Consider the following 17145-nt stretch of genomic DNA (forward strand, 5'->3'; position numbering starts at 1 on the left):
CGCGTGTGCCGCTCCGCCGGCACGCCCGGTCACCCTGCCGGCCGCCCTGAGTGCGACGGAGCACACCGGGTACCCCACGGCCCTACAACCAGCAGCAGGGCGGCCGGGCCCGACCTCGTCCCGCGCACGGAAGGAGCCGACATGGTGACCGCCGAGCGGGCGCGACTCTCGCCGAGACTCTCCCTGGTGCTGCTCGCGTCGATTCTCGTGTCGTTCCTGGCCGCCTCGGCGGCACCGACCCCGCTGTACGGGATCTACCAGGAGCGCTGGCACTTCTCGCCGATCACCACCACCGTGGTGTTCGCCGTCTACGCGGTCGCGGTGCTGGCGTCGCTGCTCACCTTCGGCAAGCTGTCCGACCATGTCGGCCGGCGTCCGGTCCTGGCCGTCGCGATCGCGGTGCAGATGGTCTCGCTGGTCGTCTTCATCTTTGCCAACGGCGTACCCACGCTGCTCGCCGCCCGCCTCGTGCAGGGGCTCGCGGCCGGCACCGCCACCGGCGCCGTCGGCGCCGCCATGCTCGACATCGACCGTGCCCGCGGCACGCTCGCGAACTCGATCGCCCCCGGTATCGGAACCGGCAGCGGGGCCCTGCTCTCGGCACTGCTCATCCAGTTCCTGCCCGCACCGACCCGACTGGTGTACGTCGTCCTGCTCGCCATCCTGCTGATCCAGGCCCTCGGGGTCGCGCTGATGCCGGAGACGGTCACGCCGACGGCGGGAGCGCGACGGAGCCTGCGGCCGGAGATAACGCTGCCCCGTGCCGTACGCGGGCCGGTACTCGTCGTCGTACCGGTGCTGTTCGCCGTCTGGGCACTGGCCGGCTTCTTCGGTGCGCTCGGCCCGGCGCTCGTGCGTGCCCTCATGAACACCTCGATCGTCGTCGGCGGCCTGGTCCTCTTCGTCTTCGCCCTCTTCGGATCGGTCGCCGTCCTGCTGCTGCGGAACAGCGCCGCGCGGACCGTGATGCTCACCGGGATCGTCGCTCTCATCCTGGGCATGATCGTCACGCTGGTGTCGGTCATGGCCCACTCCGTCATCGGCCTCTTCGTCGGCCTCGCCCTCGGCGGCGTCGGCTTCGGCGGCGGGTTCCAGGGCAGCCTCAAGACCGTCATGCCGCTGGTCGAGGCGCACGAGCGCGCCAGGGTGCTCTCCCTGATGTACATCGTCTGCTACATCGGCTTCGGCCTACCCACCGTCATCGCCGGCTTCCTCGTCGTCTACGCCGGCGGCCTGCCCCGGACCGCCGACGAATACTCCGCCGCGGTCATCCTCCTCGCCCTGGTCGCCCTGTTCGGCGTACGCAGAGCCACGAAGATGGCGCCCGGCTGATACCGCGAACGAGGCATCCGGCACGGGTGGGGGCAGTAGCGTGGTGATCGGGACCCTGCGTCACCGGCGCCCTCGGGGAAGCCGTGGCCCGCCCGGCAACTCGGGAGCCCGGCCGCCGTCGCGGCAGATCGACGGGGAAGCCACGGGTACGCCGGAAAGCGCCGACGCCCTGACCCGGCCCAGGGAGGCAGCGATGAGCACGGGGAACGCCCGAAGCGACGCGAGTGGGACGACGAGCATCGAGAACGTCGACATGAAACTCGAGGTGGTCATCGTTCCCGTCTCGGATGCCGACCGGGCGAAGGAGTTCTACGGGCGGCTCGGATGGCGGCTCGACCAGACACCGCCCGGGATCGTCCAGTACACGCCGCACGGCTCCGGCTGCTCGGTGCAGTTCGGCCCGGGTCTCACCTCGGCGACGCCCGGTTCGGGCAACTCGTACCTGGTCGTGTCCGACCTCCAGGCGGTCCGGAAGGCGCTGGTCGCCGCCGGTGTCGAGGTGAGCGCCATCTTCCACCCCGGCTCCGAGGGTCCGGTGGACGGCATGGATCCCGAGGGGCGCAGCTACTTCTCGCGCGCCACGTTCCGCGATCCGGACGGCAACACCTGGCTCCTACAGGAGATCACGACCCGACTGCCCGGGCGCATCGAGGCCGGCCCGACGTCGTTCGGCTCCGCGAGCGACCTGGCGGCCGCGCTCGGGCGCGCGGCCGCCGCCCACGGCGAGCACGAGAAGCGGATCGGCCAGGAGGACCCGAACTGGCCCGACTGGTACGCGACGTACCTGGTGAGCGAGCAGACGGGCGCGGAACTGCCCAGCTGAACCGGCACGACGGCCGGCCGGGGCGCGCCGCTGCGCCACGGGCGGCGCGCCCGGCCGGCCGGCGGGATCAGCCGTACGACACCGAGAAGTTGTTCGTGGTGAAGTTCAGGCCGCCCGCCGACGAGGTGATCTCATATCCGAACTGGACATCACCGACCAGGACGTCGCCGTACCAGCCGGCATTGCGGATCCAGTTGAGCACGGCGCGGATGTCAACCGTCCCCGAGCTGGTGTTGCTGGTGCGGATGAACGAGAAGACCTCGTTGGCGCCGTTGGAGCCGCGGTAGATCTGCCAGGTGTGCCCGCCGACCGACGCGGTGGTCTGGAGCGACCCCAGTGGGCCGACCGGGCCGGTCTTGTTCATCCACAGCATGATCTCGTACGCGTGGTTGTTGGCCCAGATGTCGTACGTGCTCGCGTACGCCCCGCCGTTCGGCACCGTGACGTTGAAGCTGCTGGTGAGGCTGCCGATGGCGCTGAGGTTGCGGTTCACGTTCCGGGTGGCGTTGGGGTAGGACTTCACACCGCCGGTGTTCGGGTGGTTGGCGGTGACACCCCAGTTGCCGTACGAGTTCGCCCAGATGGTCTGGGAGCCGGCGCCGCTGCCCCAGATGTTGTTGTAGAGCGTGTACCCGCCGTTGGTCCAGGTCCCCCACTGGTCGGACGACGTCCACGCGGCGCCGCTGGGCTGCGAGGGGGTGGGGGCGCTGCTGGTGGGCGGCTGCCCCGTGGCGGGGGAACCGGTGCACGGTGTCCCGTTGAGGGTGAACGAGGTGGGCGGGGTGTTGGTGCCGTTCCAGGTGCCGTTGAAGCCGGGGGTGACGGTGGCGTTGGTGCCCAGTCCGGCGTTCCACGACGCGTTGGTCACCGTCACGCGGGCACCGCTCTGGCTGAACTGGCCGCCCCAACCCTGGGTGACGGTCTGGCCGTTCGCGAAGGTCCACGCCAGCGTCCATCCGTTGAGGGGGTCGCCGAGGTTGGTCAGCGCGACGTTGGCGCTGAAGCCGCCCGACCACTGGTTGACTGTGTAGTTCACGCGGCAGCCGGTGGCGGCGCTGGCCGGCGCGCTCAGCACCGCCGTCAGGCCGATCCCCAGCAGCAGCGTGGCGGCCGCCGCGACGCCGGCTCTCAGCCCCCGTCGGAGATTCCGGGTGGATCTCATCTGGGCCTCCTGGTCGTGTCGTGTCGCGGTTCTCCGCGACGGAGCAGTAGGAGTTAGTTGGGTCTCCATACGAACTAGAGCCATCCTGCCACCACCCCAGGCATTACGACAGTCATCGATGCATCGCCATCACCCGGCCCGCCGCGGGCCGGACCAGGATCCGAACCGGTTCGATAGCATGCGCGACATGGCCAGACCTCGGATCGATCCCGTCGTGTGGCATCCGGCGCCGGCACCCGCCCGGGCCCGACGACGCGGTGGTGACCTCGCGATGCCACCGGTACGACTGCGCGCCGTTCCCGGCCACGGGCCGGAGGACGTCGCCGTCGACGCCGCCGGCCAGGTCTACACCGGTCTCGCCGACGGCCGCCTGATCCGACTGCCGCCGGACGGCACCGACCCGGACCACGGTGGCCGACCCCGGCAGGACGCGGGCCCCGAGGTGATCGCCGAGACCGGCGGGCGGCCACTCGGCATCGAGACCGACCAGGAGGGTCGGCTGGTCGTCTGCGACGCCACGCACGGGCTGCTCCGGGTCGATCCTCCCACGGGTCGGATGGAGACGCTGGTCGCCGCCGGTACGCCGATCGGGGACGCCCCGCTCCGGCTGTGCAACAACGCGGCCGTCGCCGAGGACGGGTCGATCTACTTCAGCGACTCGACCCAGCGGTTCGCGCTGCCCTACTGGAAGGCGGACCTGCTCGAGCACTCCGGCACCGGCCGGCTGCTCCGGTTGGGCCCGGACGGGCGGCACGACGTCGTACTGGACGGTCTGCACTTCGCCAACGGTGTGGCGCTGGCCGCCGACGAGTCCTACGTGGTGGTGGCCGAGACCGGCGCGTACCGGCTGACCCGGATCTGGCTGACCGGCCCGGACGCGGGAAAGGTCGACCGGCTCGTGGACAACCTGCCGGCCTTTCCCGACAACCTGGCCCGGGGCAGCGACGGCCTGATCTGGATCGCGATGGGCTCACCGCGCAACACGCTGCTGGACCTGCTCTCGCCGAGATCCCCGGCCCTGCGCCGGGCGGTCTGGGCGCTGCCGGAGCCGCTGCAACCCAAGCCGGCGAACACCGCCTGGGTCCAGGCCGTCGACGCCGGGGGTCGGGTCGTGCACGACCTGCAGGCGACCGTCGCGGGCTTCTCGATGGTCACCGGGGTACGCGAGCACGACGGCACCGTGTGGTTGGGCAGCCTGCACGGCGGTGCCGTCGCGGCGTTCGACCTGCCCGCCGAGCCGCCTCCGAACGCCTGATCGGAGGCGTCGCGACCGTCCGCGTCCCGGCTATCCGGCGTGCTGGTGGAACGTCCGGACCAGGTCCTCGACCCGGGCCCGCAGTTCCAGGAACTCCGGCGTCCGTTTGATGGCCAGCTCGCGCTCCTCGGGCAACTCCAGCGTGATGTCGGCGGCTATCCGCCCGGGATCGCTGGCCAGCACCACCACCCGCTGGCCGAGGAAGACCGCCTCCTCCACGTCGTGGGTGACCATCAGCACGGTCGTACCGGTGTCCCGCCACACCCGCCGGATGAAGAGCTGCATGTCCTCCTTGGTCTGCACGTCCAACGCGCCGAACGGCTCGTCGAGGAGCAGGACGTCCGGCTCGCAGGCCAGCGCCCGGGCGATCGCCACCCGTTGGCGCTGCCCGCCGGAGAGCTGTTTCGGCAGGGCCGAGCGGAGTGCGGTGAGCCCGGTCTCCTCCAGGTACCAGGCGACCCTGCGGGCCCGTTCCGCCCGGTCGATCCGGAGCAGTTCCAGGCCGAACGCGACGTTGCGCTCGACCGTCCGCCAGGGGTAGACGGCCCCGCTCTGCAACACCAGGCCACGGTCCGGGCCGGGCCCGAGCACCGGGTTGCCGTCGAGCAGGATCTCCCCGCTCGACGGCCGGTCGAGCCCGGCGACCAGGGACAGCAGCGTGGACTTGCCGGAACCGCTCGCCCCGACCACGCAGACGAACGAGGTACGGGCGATCCGCAGGTCGATGTCGGTCAGCGCGGGTACGGCCCGGCCCCGCCGTGGGAACTCCCTGCCGACTCCGACGAGTTCGAGCAGCCCGGTCACGGCACCCACCTGCCGATCCGGTCCCGGGTGATCCGCAGTGCCACGTCGGCGGTGACCCCGATCAGGCCGATCACCACGAGAATCGCGAAGATCTTGTCGGTCTGGGTGAAGCGCTGGGCGAGCAGGATCCGCTTGCCCAGCCCCTCCTGACTGTTGACCAGCTCGGCGACGACGACCAGCCCCCAGGCGGCGGCGAAGTTCACCCGTACCGCGTCGACGATGCCGGGCAGGGCGTACGGCAGGATCACCTTGCCGAGGACCTCGCCCCGGCGGGCGCCGAGCGTGTACGACACGTTTACCAGTTCCAGCGGCACCTGTCGGACCGCATCGGCGACCATCAGCATGTTGAAGAAGACCGTGCCGATGAAGATGAGCGCGATCTTCGGGGACTCCCCGATGCCCAGCCAGATCAGCAGCAACGGTGTGAACGCGGCGGCGGGCAGGTACCGCAGCAGTCCGCTGACCGGTTCCAGCGCCGAACGGGCGGCGGTGAAGCTGCCCATCGCGACACCGAGCGGCACCGCCACCGCGACGCCGAGCCCGTACCCGTAGAGGATCCGCCGGACGGTGGCCCAGGCGTCGGTGACGAGTTCGCCGCTGCGGGCCATCTCGACGCCCGCCGTCCAGACCGCGCCCGGGGCCGGCAGGAACCGCGGCTCGACCGCCCCGCTGGCGCCGAGCACCAGCCAGACCAGCAGCGGTACGGCCACCGACGCCAGCACCAGGAGGGTACGGATCCGGCCGGGCAACGGGGTACGCAGCGCCAGAAGGGTTCCCGGCGGGCCGGAGGGGCGGCGGCGGGGCAACGCCCCGAAGAGCTGCCGGGCGGTCGGCGGGCGTTCCGGCGCCACTCCCCCGGCCGGACGCGCCTTGGCGAGGCCCGCCATCAGGTGACCGCTTGGACGAACTTCGGCTCCAGCAGCCCGTCCAGGGACGGCTTTGCCGGTACCAGTTCGGTCTTGACCAGGAACTCGGCGATCCGGTCGGCCTGATGATTCAGATGGCTGGGTCCGCTGCCGGGGGTGAACGCCGCGAGGTTCTCCTCCCGGGTGAAGATGGTGGTGCCGGCGTTGTAGGTCTGATAGTCGGCCTCGCTGACCCCGCCCCGGCGGGCCATGATGGTGACCGCCTCGGCCGGGTTCGCCGCGATCCACTTCAGGGTGTCGAACCAGGTCTGCACGACCTTCTGCACCTCGTCCGGATGGTCGGCGACGAATTCGCTGTCGAAGGCGAGGTGGTCGGGAATCGCGCCGGGGAAATCCCTCGACGTCGCGATGGCCCGGCTTCCCGAACGCCCCAGCGCGGTGGTGGTGAACGGCGCGAACGCCCCGACCGCGTCGACCTGTCCGGCCACGAACGCCGCCGCGGCGGCGTCGGTGAGCAGCGGGGTCAGGGTGATGTCCCGTTCGGTCAGACCCGCCTTCTCGAGGGCGAGCAGCAGCAGGTAGTGGTCGACGGTGCCCTGCTCGACGGCGACCTTTTTGCCACGCAGGTCGGCGACGCCGTTGATGCCGGGAGCGGCGATGATCTGGTCGTTGCCGGTCGAGTTGTCGTTGACCAGGACGATCGTCTGTCTGGCGCCACCGCTGGCCGAGGAGAGAGTGTCGTTCAGGGTCTGGCTGTTGGCGTCGAGGTTGCCGGTGCTCAGCGCCTGGAGGCTGTCGGTGTAGCTGTCGAAGTACGTCAACTCGACGGTGACGCCGTTCTCCTGGAACAGTCCCTTCTCCTGTGCGACCTGCCAGGGGAACCAGCCCGGCCAGGCGCTGAAGCCGAGCCGTACCGCCGTGGGCTGGCCGGCTCGGGCATCTCCGTCCCCGCCACAGGCCGCCGTGGCGGCAAGTACGACGGCGCACGCCGCGACCGCCAGGAGTTCCGTCAGGTGCCGTCTTCTCATGGCCTTCTCCCAGGCAGATGACCGGCGCGGACGAGACACCCGAGCGTGTCGCAGATGACCCGGGTGGCGATGAGCGAGGTGATCTCCGCGTTGTCGTACGGCGGGGAGCATTCCACCACCTCGATGCCGGCGAGCGGTCGTTCGGCGATCAGTTGGATGAACTTGAGGACCTCGCGCGGCAGGAAGCCGCCCGGTTCGGGCCAGCCGGTGCCGGGAACGAACGCGGCGTCGAGGCAGTCGACGTCGAAGGAGAGCCAGACCGCCTCGGCGCCGTCCCAGGCGACCTCCAGCGCCTTCTCGGCGGCCGCCTCGATTCCCATCTCGACGCAGTCGGTGACAGTCATGATCGTGGTGCCGCGTTCCCGGCCGACCTTGACGCCGGGTCGGGGCGCCTGCCAGCCGCCGATGCCGATCTGGACCAGGTTCTTCGGCGGGACGTTGGGGATGTCCGTGGCGTGGAACCACGGCGTGGTGTGCATCCGCTCGTCGAGATCCGTCTCCTGGGTGTCGACGTGCCGGTCGAAGTGGATGATGCCGAGGTTGCCCGACAGGTGTTCGGCCACCCCACGCACCGTCGGGTAGCCGATCGAGTGGTCGCCGCCGAGCACGACCGGGAAGGCGCCGGAGGCGTAGACGTGACCGACCGCCTTGGAGATCTGGTCGAACGTCTTCTCGATGTTGGCCGGGATGGTGAAGACGTCACCGAGGTCGGCGATCGTGATCGACTCCCGCAGGTCGACGCCGAGCTCGAAACTGTAGGGCCCGTACAGCGCGGAGATCTTCCGGATCCCCTGCGGGCCGAACCGGGTGCCCGGCCGGTACGTCGTACCGCCGTCGAATGGGGCGCCGAGCACCGCGACGTCGTACTCGCCGCAGGTGGTGACGTCCTCGACGTAGGGCGCCTTCAGGAAGGTGTTGATCCCGGCGAAGTGCGGCAGCTCGCCGCGGGAGAACGTCGGGATCCGCCGGTCCACGATGGAGTCGGCGGCGGGCAGTCCGAGCCGCAGTCCGCGTTCGACCTCCGCCTCCCATCCGGCGGTGGGAAGTTCCGCCTCACGCTGCACCGCGTAGCGGGCCTCGGGGCCGTAGTTGTCGTGCGGCGGCGGGGTCTGCCCGTCCGACTGACCGTGATGATGGTGTGCGAAGCCCATGGGCACCTCCGGAAAGGTCGCCCGGCCGGGAACAGCCGGGAGCTGGCTGTCTCCCGGGCTTTTGTCCCGCCGTGGAACGGAGCCGACAGCGCCGCCGGCTCCGCCTGCGCCTCTCGGACCAGTCCCGTCCCGTTGCCGGGGCGGCGGAACCCTAGGCGCGCCTCAGTGGCTGAGTCGCATCGAAACGTAAGGCGCCGGCGTTTCCCGCGTTTTGCCCGCCCGTTGCCGGCAGGTATCGGCCGCGTCGGTGGTCACCGTCACGGGTTCGGTACCGGGCACCGGAGCGCCGACTCGGCCGGCTCAACCGGGCGGCGCCTGGCCGCTTCCGCTCGCCGGGTCGGACCGCACGCTGAACAGGTCGCCAGGCTGGCAGTCGAGCACGTCGCAGAGTGCGGTCAGCGTACTGAACCGGATCGCGCGGGCCCGGCCGTTCTTCAGCACCGAGAGGTTCGCCAGGGTGAGGCCGACCCGGTTGGCCAGTTCGGTCAGTGTCAGGCCACGCTCGGCGAGCAGCTTGTCCACGTGGATCTCGACCCGATGCCTCTCCTCGGGAGGCATCAGATCACCCTGTCCAGTTCGTCGCGCATCACCACGCCACGGTTGACCACCTCGGCGATGGCCAGGAGGCCGAATCCGGCGAGCAGCCAGCCGGCCGGGGGTTGCCAGACCGTGTAGACCGTTTCGTTGCCGATGGTGCGGGACAGATCGAGGGCGGCGAGGCTCTCCACGATGCCGGCGGCAACGCCACCGGCGATGAGCAGCACGGCGAGGACACGCAGCCGACGTACCGTGCCGACGGTGAACGGATCGCCGCGGCGGGCCCGCCGCACGGTGCGCAGCAGCATCAGCAGCATGCCGAGCACGACGAGCAGCGTGGGCAGGCCGGTCATCGCCTCCGCGACCACCTGGTGGACGCTGGGATCGGCGATCTGCACCTCGACGATCGAGTCCGGGCCGATGCTGATGCCGTCGGCCGTTCCGGCGACCGGTCCGGCGACGTCGGTCATCGCCTCGGCCGGCAGTTGGACGGTAACCGGACTGTCGCCCAGGACGGTCCGGCCACCGGTCAGCACCACCGCCAGGCCCGTACCGACCAGTCCCAGCACGAGCAGGGCCTGCATCTCGCCGAGCCAGTCCGGCTTGCGCAGCTTTTCGAGGAACGACATCCCGAGCCTCCTTATTGAAAATCGATATACCGATAATCGATAAGGAACCGAGCGTTGTCAAGCCGCCGTCGCCCGGTGTCCCGACCACCGCCAGCAATGCCCTGTACCGTGCCGAACCAGGACGCAGCCGCCGGAACGACCGGTCCCACTGCGACCGTCACCAGCAGGTACGCGGGAGAAGGGACGTGGCCGATGGGTACTCGCTTCGAGGAGATCGACTGGCGCGAAACACCGATTGGCGCCATCAGCCTGCGGCGCCGGCTGGATCCGACGCTCAACATCGACGTGTACGAGATCAAACTCGACGACGAGTACCTGATGTCGAGCCTGTTCACGGTGGCCGAGATCGAACTCGCACGACTCGGCCTGGCAGCCCTGAGCGGGACTGATCTCGATGTCGTCGTCGGCGGCCTCGGCCTCGGCTACACCGCCGGGGCCGTACTCGACGATCCGCGCGTGCGCACGCTCACGGTGGTGGAGACGCTCGGCGAGGTGATCGACTGGCACCGGCGGGAGCTGCTGCCGCTCGCTCCGCGGATCACCCGGGACCCGCGGAGCCACCTCGTCCAGGGAAACTTCTTCGCGATGGTGGACGACGTCGACGGCTTCGATCCCCGTACGCCCGGCCGACGCTTCCACGCCATCCTGGTCGACATCGACCACACGCCCCGGCACGTCCTGCATCCGAGCCACGCCGCGTTCTACACCCCCGACGGGCTGCGCCGCCTCGCCGCCCACCTCCACCCGGAGGGCGTGTTCGCGCTCTGGTCCGACGATCCGCCCGACGAGGAACTCGACGCCACGCTCGCCGAGGTGTTCGACACCGCGCGGTCACACCTCGTCCGGTTCCGTAACCACCTGCACGGCGGCGAGGCGGCCAACACCGTCTACGTCGCGAGCCGCCCGAGAACGTCCTGATCGCCCCCGGACGGCGAACCAGCTACCCGGGCTGGAACCCGTCGTGGCGGACGACCTCGTACGTCGCCGAGTCGAAGTCGGCGAACCCGCCGTCGGCGCCCAGGTCCTGCACCCACAGCCCGACGAAGGCACCCGTGAAGCCCCACGCGTCGGGCTCGCCTTCCACCAGGATCGACGCGTACTCGTCCGAGAGGATCGTCGCGTCCAGTTCGACGGGCAGCTCGCGCCAGTCGTCACCGGCCGACCCCTTGGCGGCGCCGACCCCGGCCGACCCGACCGAAGGGCACGACGAGTAGGCGAACCTGACGACCGGGCCGTCGAACCGGACCCGCAGGCGTATCCGGTCGACTCCCGTGACGTCGACCCGGCAGTCGGGGTGCGGGGTCCGCCTACCGGTGTCGCACGACATCACCTCGAGCATCCGCCGACCCTCGTCGTCCACGGTGACGTACGCGTAGTGCCAGTTGCGGCTGTTGTAGTACGCGGTGATGCCGGCGAGCTGCCGGAAGGTGGCCGGATCGAACTCCATCGTGGTCTCGAAGACACAGTGCGGGGCGGTCACCCGACGGGCCACCAGGCTGGGGCGCTGCCGGCCGACCGGGGACTGTCCGCCGAAGATTCGCAGGTGCGACCTCCGGCTCGTGAGCTGCAGCCAGTCGGACGTGGCCGGACGGCGCAGGGTCGACCAGTCGGGCCCGAGCACCGGCCCGTCGAAGTCGTCGTGCCCGTCGTGCGAGTCGGACCGGGCCGGGACCGCCGTCGCCCCGGCCGGCGCCGGCGCGGTCTCGGACGGTCGGCCACCCTCGATGCGCGGCCAGCCGCCCGGCTCCCAGGTGACCGACTGGATCGCCGTCTCCCGACCGAGCACGCACCGGCCCAGTGGCGAGTACGGCCGCGCCACCAGGTGGGCCAGGTACCACTCGCCGTCCGGTGTGGACACCAGACTGCCGTGCCCCGCCTTCTGCAGCGTCAGGTCCGGACGCCCGAACGAGGTCAGCAGTGGCCCGTCGGGGTCCACCTCGTACGGGCCGTGCAGGGCCCGTGACCGCGCCACCGTGACCTGGTGCGGCCAACTGGTTCCCCCCTCGGCGGTGACCAGGTAGTACCAGCCGTCCCTGCGGTAGAGCCGGGGACCCTCGGTCAGCCCGGTCGAGGTTCCCTCGAAGATCAGTCGCTCGTCACCGACCAGCTTGCCCGCCGCCCGGTCGTACGCCTGGATCCGGATGCCGCCGAACGGATCCCGCCCCGGCCGCCAGTCCGAGCCCATCGTCAGCAACCAACTCGAACCGTCCTCGTCGTGGAAGATCGACGGGTCGAAGCCGCGGGCGTGCAGCGGCACCGGGTCGGACCACGGACCGGCCAGGTCGGTGGCGCTGACGACGTAGTTCTGGGAGTCCCAGTATCCGCTCGCGAAGCTGGAGACGTCGGTGTACACGAGGTAGAACACGCCGTCGACGTAGCTCAGGTCCGGAGCCCAGATCCCGGCCGAGTCGGCGGCACCGGCGAGGTCGAGCAGCCGCCGCTCGGTGAGGATGCCGCCGAGCGGGCGCCAGTGCACCAGGTCGGTGGAGTGGTGCACCCGGACGCCCGGATACCACTCGAAGGTCGAGGTGGCGATGTAGTAGTCCGCGCCGACCCGGAGAATGCAGGGATCGGGGTTGAAGCCCGGCAACACCGGGTTCCGGATCAACCCGTTCTCGCCCGGACCCGTTCGGGCACTTCTGGTCACGGCTGTCATCTTGCCCTCTCCATCGCGGTGAGATTCCTGCCCCGGTCAGCACGGCCGCCCCGGATATTCACGTCGGTAACCCTAGACGGATCGGCCGGACCGGAAGATCCCTCGTCCGCGCCGCCGTACCGGACAACGCGCCGTGCCGGAGGAAAGGCGTGCGGTTGGCGCGGCATGCGGAGCGCCGGTCACCTCGGGTAGTACTCCAACGTCACTTGATCTGCCGGCTGGCTTACTCGGATAGCTCATGAAGAAGATCATGGCCGCGAGGCTTGCCCCCATGGCCAGGTGCTCCCAACGGAGCAGGTCCGTGATCGGTCGATTGCGCAGCCGGACGAGTGCGGCCGCCATCCAGCAGAGGTAAGCCGCCGTGGCGGCGCGTAGCAACACGAGCGCCGCGTCATGGCCGGTGACGGTGCCGTGGTCCATCCGGGGCCCGGCGGCCATGTGGTGGATAGCCATCGACCCGCCGTGTTGATGCATCAGCACGGCGAGCGCCATGAGCACGGCCCCGGCCGTACGGTGCCACTCCACCTCCGGGCCGCGCTCGGTCGGACCGCTGGTGACGAGTGCCACCGCGAAGGCGAGGAGCAGCAGCGCGCCCGCGTACTGCACAACCGGTGCGGCGTCGAGGGTCACCGCGACCATGACAGCCACCATCGCACCCGCGAGCATTCGGGCCCTGCGGGACGCGCCCGCCCGCGGCGCGACGCAGCAGCAGGCCGACACCGCGGCCGACCCGAGCATGATCATCTCGAGCGTCAGGACGTCACCGCCGGCGTAACGCCGGGGCGTGACCATTGCGCGGTGGGGCGGCCGTTGAGCCGCCACGGGTGACCACTGACCCGCGGCCAACCTTGGGGTGAGTTTTCCCAGTTCTCTTGCCGGCCGTACACGGTGAGGTCCAGGGCGTGGTAGGTGGTCATCAACGCCTCCACGCCCCGCCCGGTGGTCCAGTAGGTCTCGTAGACCTTGTCGCCGTCGCGCAGGTAGCACGCGATGAACCCGAAGTCACGACCGTCGGCCAGAGCCGGGTCGGACTCTTTCGCCGAATACCACGGGAACGGGTAGCCCATGAACTCCGCGAACGGGGCATTTTCCTCGTAGGGACCGTCGCAGAACACGGCGTAGGTGACGTCCCGAGCGTGCAGGTAGTCCAGCATCTGCATGTGACAGGTCGAGAAGGTGCACCCCTCACACTGATCCTCGTGCGGCTTGCCGTCGTGCCACATGTGGAAGTAGGCGATGAGCATCCGGCGGCCCTCGAACACCTCCACCAGCGGGGTGTCCCCGCCAGGGCCCCGCACCGTCACCGTCGGCATCAAGGTCATCGGCAGCTGACGACGAGCGGCTGCGATGGCGTCTCCTTCGCGGGTATGGGCCTTCTCCCGGACCAGCAGTTCGTCGCGCTCGCGCAGCCAGGTCTCCCGGTCGACGACCGGGGGCGCGGCGGCGCTGGACTCGGGGGTTGCCGTCATGGCTGTCTCCTTCGTGGAGTGGGGATCGGTCACAGGTACAGACGACCGAGTCGGCGATCGTCATCGGTGACCGATGACGGATGGGGTCCGCGGTCGTCAGTACGGTTGTGAGGACCACTCAGCCCCGGGGAGATCACATGTCCGACTCGCCTGACGAGCAGGCGGTCTGGCTGCAGCGCGCCTTCGACGAGCACCGGCGCGAGCTACACGTGCACTGCTACCGCCTCGCAGGGAACGTCACCGACGCGGACGACCTGGTGCAGGAGGCCTTCCTGCGTGCCTGGCGGGCTCGCGACCGCTTCGAGGGTCGGGCGTCGGCGCGCACCTGGTTCTACCGGATCGCCACGAACGTCTTCCTCGACAGCCGCAAGGCGGCCGGTCACCGGACGGTTCCGTATGGTGACCCGCTGGAGTGGTCCACCGAGCTCGGTCCCTATCCAGACGCCCTGTTGGCCGACGATCCGCAGACCGGTCTCGCCGCCCGGGAGACCGTCGAGCTGGCCCTGATCGCAGCGCTCATGTACCTGCCGCCGCGGCAGCGGGCGGCCTTCGTGCTGCGCGACGTCTACGGCTGGACGCCGCAGGAGATCGCCGGCGCGCTCGACACCGCCGTAGCGGCCGTCAACAGCCTCCTCCAGCGGGCCCGCCACACCCTCCGGCGGCGCGCTCCGTCGGACCCACAGGACTGGCGCCGCCCGCAGCTCACCAGCGAGGACGAAGAGATCCTGCGCCGCTACGCCAACGCGAAGGACCCGGAGACGGTCCGGGCACTGCTCGCCGAGGACGTACGGATCACGATGCCGCCCGAGCCGCCGGTCGTCGGGATCGACGCGGCCGCGGAGTTCCTCGGCCGACCGCTCGACTGGCGTACCTTCCCCACCTCGGCCAACGGGCGCCCGGCACTGATCAACTATCTCCGCCGGCCCGGCAGCCCGCACTATGAGGCGCTGGTCGTCGACGTACTCCGGATCGAGAACGGGAAGATCGTAGAGAGCAACGCCTTCATCGGTGCCCGTCACGTCGCCGCCTTCAGCATGCCCGCCACGCTCGAGCCCTAGACGAGTAAGTCTCAAGCTAAGTGGCCGAGTCTGCGCTGGTAGTGGGATCGCCGGGCTCGGGCTTGGGATGTTCGTCGCCAGCTGGACCAGTGCAGGGTGTGCGCTGGGGGTAGTGGCAGGGCGAGGACGAAGGCGTTGAGGAGTCGGCGGATCTCGGCGACGGTCAACGCGATGATCTCCGGGTCGGGGTCGGGCTGCTGCGCGGTGGTGGCGGCGAGGATGGTCAGGACGGCCAGGGCGAGCATGGCCAGGGTGACGAACCGGTGCCAGCCGGTCCAGCCGCGGACCTGGTAGTGGTCAAGGCCGACCTGGCCTTTGCCGGTTTGGAACAACTCCTCGACGCTCCAGCGGGATCCGTCGACGGTCACGAGGGTGTGCAGCGGCACCAGGCGAGGTGACCAGCACAGGTAGAAGGCCAGCTCGCCGGTGGTTCGGTTGCGGCGGATGAGCAGCCACCGGTGCTCACCGGGGCTGGTGGCGGTGGTGACCCAGGCCCACAGATAGTCGCGGGGACCTTTCGCTCCCGGTCCGCAGCTGTGCTGCTGCCACTCGGCGGTGGGTATCCGGTCGGCGAGGTCGTCGACGCGGATCAAAGTGCGGCCGTCGTTGACGTGCACGCGTCGGTCGCAGCCGACGGCCAGGACGTAGCCGATCCCGCGGTGTTCCAGGTCAGCGCGCAGGCCGGGGTCGGCGCCGTAAACCTCGTCGCCAGTCACCCACCCGACCGGGACACCGGCGTCCAGCGCAGCGGCGATCATCTGCCGGGCCAGGGCAGGCTTCGTAGCGAACCCGACGTCGTCCGGACGCCGGCGGCGGTGAGACGGTCGGGGCGATCGCGCCAGGATGCCTCGGGTAGGTAGAGCCGGCGATCGGACGGCGTCGGCGTCCCACACCGCCGTACGCAGCAGCCGCTGCATCGCCTGCGGATCGTCGTGACCCGCCCGTTCGGCCAACGACCAGCAGGTCTTACGTTCCACGCCCGACAGCAGCCCTTCCACGAACTGCCCGGCGGTCCGACGGAGCTCCGCCCGCACGAACCGGTCCGCGACACGTGTCACCGCCTCGTCCAGGATGACCCGCCACCCGGTCGGGTCTACGCTGTGGCACACGGCCACCGCACGATCTTCGGTTGTCCTCACAAACCATCGATGATCAACGCGGTGGCCGTCCTCATGCCCGCGCCACGCCCAACGCCGAAGCCAAGTGACGTTGGAGTAGTAGGCGACCGGCGCTCCGGTTCGGGTCCACTTCATCGACCGGCAGGGGTGGCTCAGTGCCAGACGCGGAACTCCACCCTCTGCACGGCGGGTTCGATGTAGTCGACGGCGTAGAGCACGATGTAGCGGGCGTTGTCAGGCACGTTGCGGGCCAACACCGTCCGGTCCCGGCCACACGCGGTCACCGGCTCCGTGTAGGTGAGCGAGCCGTCGACGAGCGGCCAGAACCCGAGCGCGAAGCTCTGACAGCGGTCGGCCGGATTGGCCAGGTCGCGGATGTGGGAGACGCTGATCGTCGTGCAGCGGGAGTTCGGCGTCCGCAGTTCCTCGCTGCCGATCCGGCCGGCCGCGTAGAAGCCGACCTCGGGTCGGATCGGCACACAACGGTCGGCGTTCCCGAGGGTGCGGTAGGCGGCGGCCGTCGAATCGGCCGACGTGACCGCGTCGCTCGCGGTCGCCGGGCCGACACCGGCCGCCAGCACTCCGGTAGCCGCCAGCACCACGGTGAGCAACGTCGTGACCGTGACCCGTACGGCCGCGCGGGCGTGGTGGCTGCGAGGACTTGATGGTTGATGCATTGCGTGCTCCGCTTCATCGGTTCCTGGATGAGCTGTCAACCGGTTGGTCCTGCGGCCGGCGGCTGCGGTTCGCCAGTGTCGTGGGAATGACAGTGCCGACCGATGCGCCGAGCCACTGGTTCGTCGTCAGCCGCGCATGTGGTCAGGATTCGGTGGGCGGTACCGGTGGCCGTAGCACGCAGAACTCGTTGCCGTCGGGGTCGGCGAGCACGTGCCAGGCCCAGCCGTCCTCCTCGATCGGGCTTTCCGTGCTGCACCGCGCCCCAAGCGACACCAGCCTGGCCACCTCGACCTCCAGGTCAGGCACGCGCAGATCCAGATGCATCCTGTTCTTGTGCGCCTTCGGCTCGGAAACTCGCTGCAACAGCAACTCGACGCCGTTCCCGTCCGCGGGTAGCAGTCGCCGGTAGCACCCCGGCGAGAGTGGTTCGGCGATGTACCCGAGTGCGCCGCTCCAGAACTCCGCCGCACGCGCCAGATCGGCACAGTCCAGGACCACCGCCAGGACCACGTCGGTCCGTCCACCGAAACGAGCCGGCCCGCCAGTCATAACAGCAGGCTATGCGACGACCACGACAGC

General features: G+C 70.1%; 18 protein-coding genes and 1 riboswitch. Of the genes, 5 read left to right on the forward strand and 13 right to left on the reverse strand.

Annotated elements, in window-relative coordinates:
• The first annotated feature begins 141 nt into the window (after positions 1-141).
• Positions 142-1332 (forward strand): MFS transporter, encoded by a 1191-nt coding sequence (locus I0C86_RS16375; RefSeq protein WP_196202096.1) that lies wholly within the window; start codon positions 142-144, stop codon positions 1330-1332.
• Between the two features lie 193 nt (positions 1333-1525).
• The gene (locus I0C86_RS16380) at positions 1526-2155 is read left to right on the forward strand and encodes a VOC family protein (RefSeq protein ID WP_196202097.1); all 630 of its coding nucleotides are present in this window, start codon (positions 1526-1528) and stop codon (positions 2153-2155) included.
• Positions 2156-2222: 67 nt separating this feature from the next.
• Here I0C86_RS16380 and I0C86_RS16385 read toward each other — a convergent pair whose 3' ends face one another.
• Positions 2223-3317 (reverse strand): cellulose binding domain-containing protein, encoded by a 1095-nt coding sequence (locus I0C86_RS16385; protein WP_230394260.1) that lies wholly within the window; start codon positions 3315-3317, stop codon positions 2223-2225.
• A gap of 187 nt (positions 3318-3504) precedes the next feature.
• Between I0C86_RS16385 and I0C86_RS16390 the strand changes: the two genes are divergently transcribed.
• Positions 3505-4572, forward strand: a complete 1068-nt coding sequence (locus I0C86_RS16390) for an SMP-30/gluconolactonase/LRE family protein (protein WP_196202098.1) — start codon at positions 3505-3507, stop codon at positions 4570-4572.
• A gap of 30 nt (positions 4573-4602) precedes the next feature.
• On the opposite strand, the gene I0C86_RS16395 is transcribed toward I0C86_RS16390, so the two are convergent.
• From I0C86_RS16395 to I0C86_RS16420, 6 genes are all read right to left on the reverse strand, one after another.
• The gene (locus I0C86_RS16395) at positions 4603-5376 is read right to left on the reverse strand and encodes an ABC transporter ATP-binding protein (RefSeq protein WP_323373673.1); all 774 of its coding nucleotides are present in this window, start codon (positions 5374-5376) and stop codon (positions 4603-4605) included.
• Positions 5373-6263 carry an ABC transporter permease gene (locus I0C86_RS16400; protein ID WP_196202100.1) on the reverse strand — a complete coding sequence of 297 codons (891 nt, stop codon included), beginning with the start codon at positions 6261-6263 and terminating at the stop codon, positions 5373-5375. The genes I0C86_RS16395 and I0C86_RS16400 overlap by 4 nt, the downstream gene beginning before the upstream one ends.
• Positions 6263-7270 (reverse strand): ABC transporter substrate-binding protein, encoded by a 1008-nt coding sequence (locus tag I0C86_RS16405; RefSeq protein ID WP_196202101.1) that lies wholly within the window; start codon positions 7268-7270, stop codon positions 6263-6265. Before I0C86_RS16405 ends, I0C86_RS16400 begins: the two co-directional genes overlap by 1 nt.
• Entirely contained in the window at positions 7267-8421 is a 1155-nt protein-coding gene (locus tag I0C86_RS16410; protein WP_196202102.1) for an agmatinase family protein, read from the reverse strand. The genes I0C86_RS16405 and I0C86_RS16410 overlap by 4 nt, the downstream gene beginning before the upstream one ends.
• 48 nt (positions 8422-8469) lie before the next feature.
• Positions 8470-8587, reverse strand: a riboswitch (guanidine-I (ykkC/yxkD leader).
• Between the two features lie 134 nt (positions 8588-8721).
• Positions 8722-8979, reverse strand: a complete 258-nt coding sequence (locus tag I0C86_RS16415; protein WP_196202103.1) for a helix-turn-helix domain-containing protein — start codon at positions 8977-8979, stop codon at positions 8722-8724.
• Positions 8979-9587, reverse strand: a complete 609-nt coding sequence (locus I0C86_RS16420) for a DUF2975 domain-containing protein (protein ID WP_196202104.1) — start codon at positions 9585-9587, stop codon at positions 8979-8981. The genes I0C86_RS16415 and I0C86_RS16420 overlap by 1 nt, the downstream gene beginning before the upstream one ends.
• A gap of 192 nt (positions 9588-9779) precedes the next feature.
• Here I0C86_RS16420 and I0C86_RS16425 point away from each other — a divergent pair, with 192 nt between their 5' ends.
• Entirely contained in the window at positions 9780-10505 is a 726-nt protein-coding gene (locus I0C86_RS16425; protein WP_196202105.1) for a polyamine aminopropyltransferase, read from the forward strand.
• A 22-nt stretch (positions 10506-10527) separates the two neighbouring features.
• Here the strand turns inward: I0C86_RS16425 and I0C86_RS16430 are convergent, their stop codons facing one another.
• The 3 genes from I0C86_RS16430 to I0C86_RS16440 all read right to left on the reverse strand — a co-directional run bounded on the left by I0C86_RS16430 (position 10528) and on the right by I0C86_RS16440 (position 13712).
• Entirely contained in the window at positions 10528-12243 is a 1716-nt protein-coding gene (locus I0C86_RS16430) for a glycoside hydrolase family 43 protein (protein WP_196202106.1), read from the reverse strand.
• 72 nt (positions 12244-12315) lie between these two features.
• The gene (locus I0C86_RS16435) at positions 12316-12882 is read right to left on the reverse strand and encodes a hypothetical protein (RefSeq protein ID WP_196202107.1); all 567 of its coding nucleotides are present in this window, start codon (positions 12880-12882) and stop codon (positions 12316-12318) included.
• 113 nt (positions 12883-12995) lie between these two features.
• Positions 12996-13712 (reverse strand): DUF899 family protein, encoded by a 717-nt coding sequence (locus I0C86_RS16440; protein ID WP_196202108.1) that lies wholly within the window; start codon positions 13710-13712, stop codon positions 12996-12998.
• 137 nt (positions 13713-13849) lie between these two features.
• Here I0C86_RS16440 and I0C86_RS16445 point away from each other — a divergent pair, with 137 nt between their 5' ends.
• Positions 13850-14770, forward strand: coding sequence for an RNA polymerase subunit sigma-70 (locus I0C86_RS16445; protein ID WP_030490338.1), 921 nt, complete (start codon positions 13850-13852; stop codon positions 14768-14770).
• 11 nt (positions 14771-14781) lie between these two features.
• On the opposite strand, the gene I0C86_RS16450 is transcribed toward I0C86_RS16445, so the two are convergent.
• The 3 genes from I0C86_RS16450 to I0C86_RS16460 form a co-directional block, all read right to left on the reverse strand.
• Positions 14782-15879 carry an IS701 family transposase gene (locus tag I0C86_RS16450; protein WP_323373674.1) on the reverse strand — a complete coding sequence of 366 codons (1098 nt, stop codon included), beginning with the start codon at positions 15877-15879 and terminating at the stop codon, positions 14782-14784.
• Between the two features lie 161 nt (positions 15880-16040).
• Positions 16041-16565 (reverse strand): hypothetical protein, encoded by a 525-nt coding sequence (locus I0C86_RS16455; RefSeq protein ID WP_196202109.1) that lies wholly within the window; start codon positions 16563-16565, stop codon positions 16041-16043.
• 142 nt (positions 16566-16707) lie between these two features.
• Entirely contained in the window at positions 16708-17115 is a 408-nt protein-coding gene (locus I0C86_RS16460; RefSeq protein ID WP_196202110.1) for a VOC family protein, read from the reverse strand.
• Between the last annotated feature and the right edge of the window lie 30 nt (positions 17116-17145).

Source organism: Plantactinospora alkalitolerans (genome assembly GCF_015690345.1).
Taxonomy (GTDB): domain Bacteria; phylum Actinomycetota; class Actinomycetes; order Mycobacteriales; family Micromonosporaceae; genus Plantactinospora; species Plantactinospora alkalitolerans.

What these genes read in the sequence shown, in the direction of transcription:
- I0C86_RS16410 (WP_196202102.1), bottom strand. Translation starts at nt 8,421, where the DNA reads ATGGGCTTCGCACACCATCATCACGGTCAGTCGGACGGGCAGACCCCG.
- I0C86_RS16445 (WP_030490338.1), top strand. Translation starts at nt 13,850, where the DNA reads ATGTCCGACTCGCCTGACGAGCAGGCGGTCTGGCTGCAGCGCGCCTTC.
- I0C86_RS16460 (WP_196202110.1), bottom strand. Translation starts at nt 17,115, where the DNA reads ATGACTGGCGGGCCGGCTCGTTTCGGTGGACGGACCGACGTGGTCCTG.
- I0C86_RS16435 (WP_196202107.1), bottom strand. Translation starts at nt 12,882, where the DNA reads ATGGTCGCGGTGACCCTCGACGCCGCACCGGTTGTGCAGTACGCGGGC.
- I0C86_RS16430 (WP_196202106.1), bottom strand. Translation starts at nt 12,243, where the DNA reads ATGACAGCCGTGACCAGAAGTGCCCGAACGGGTCCGGGCGAGAACGGG.
- I0C86_RS16405 (WP_196202101.1), bottom strand. Translation starts at nt 7,270, where the DNA reads ATGAGAAGACGGCACCTGACGGAACTCCTGGCGGTCGCGGCGTGCGCC.
- I0C86_RS16455 (WP_196202109.1), bottom strand. Translation starts at nt 16,565, where the DNA reads ATGCATCAACCATCAAGTCCTCGCAGCCACCACGCCCGCGCGGCCGTA.
- I0C86_RS16400 (WP_196202100.1), bottom strand. Translation starts at nt 6,263, where the DNA reads ATGGCGGGCCTCGCCAAGGCGCGTCCGGCCGGGGGAGTGGCGCCGGAA.
- I0C86_RS16425 (WP_196202105.1), top strand. Translation starts at nt 9,780, where the DNA reads ATGGGTACTCGCTTCGAGGAGATCGACTGGCGCGAAACACCGATTGGC.
- I0C86_RS16420 (WP_196202104.1), bottom strand. Translation starts at nt 9,587, where the DNA reads ATGTCGTTCCTCGAAAAGCTGCGCAAGCCGGACTGGCTCGGCGAGATG.
- I0C86_RS16415 (WP_196202103.1), bottom strand. Translation starts at nt 8,979, where the DNA reads ATGCCTCCCGAGGAGAGGCATCGGGTCGAGATCCACGTGGACAAGCTG.
- I0C86_RS16385 (WP_230394260.1), bottom strand. Translation starts at nt 3,317, where the DNA reads ATGAGATCCACCCGGAATCTCCGACGGGGGCTGAGAGCCGGCGTCGCG.
- I0C86_RS16380 (WP_196202097.1), top strand. Translation starts at nt 1,526, where the DNA reads ATGAGCACGGGGAACGCCCGAAGCGACGCGAGTGGGACGACGAGCATC.
- I0C86_RS16375 (WP_196202096.1), top strand. Translation starts at nt 142, where the DNA reads ATGGTGACCGCCGAGCGGGCGCGACTCTCGCCGAGACTCTCCCTGGTG.
- I0C86_RS16440 (WP_196202108.1), bottom strand. Translation starts at nt 13,712, where the DNA reads ATGACGGCAACCCCCGAGTCCAGCGCCGCCGCGCCCCCGGTCGTCGAC.
- I0C86_RS16390 (WP_196202098.1), top strand. Translation starts at nt 3,505, where the DNA reads ATGGCCAGACCTCGGATCGATCCCGTCGTGTGGCATCCGGCGCCGGCA.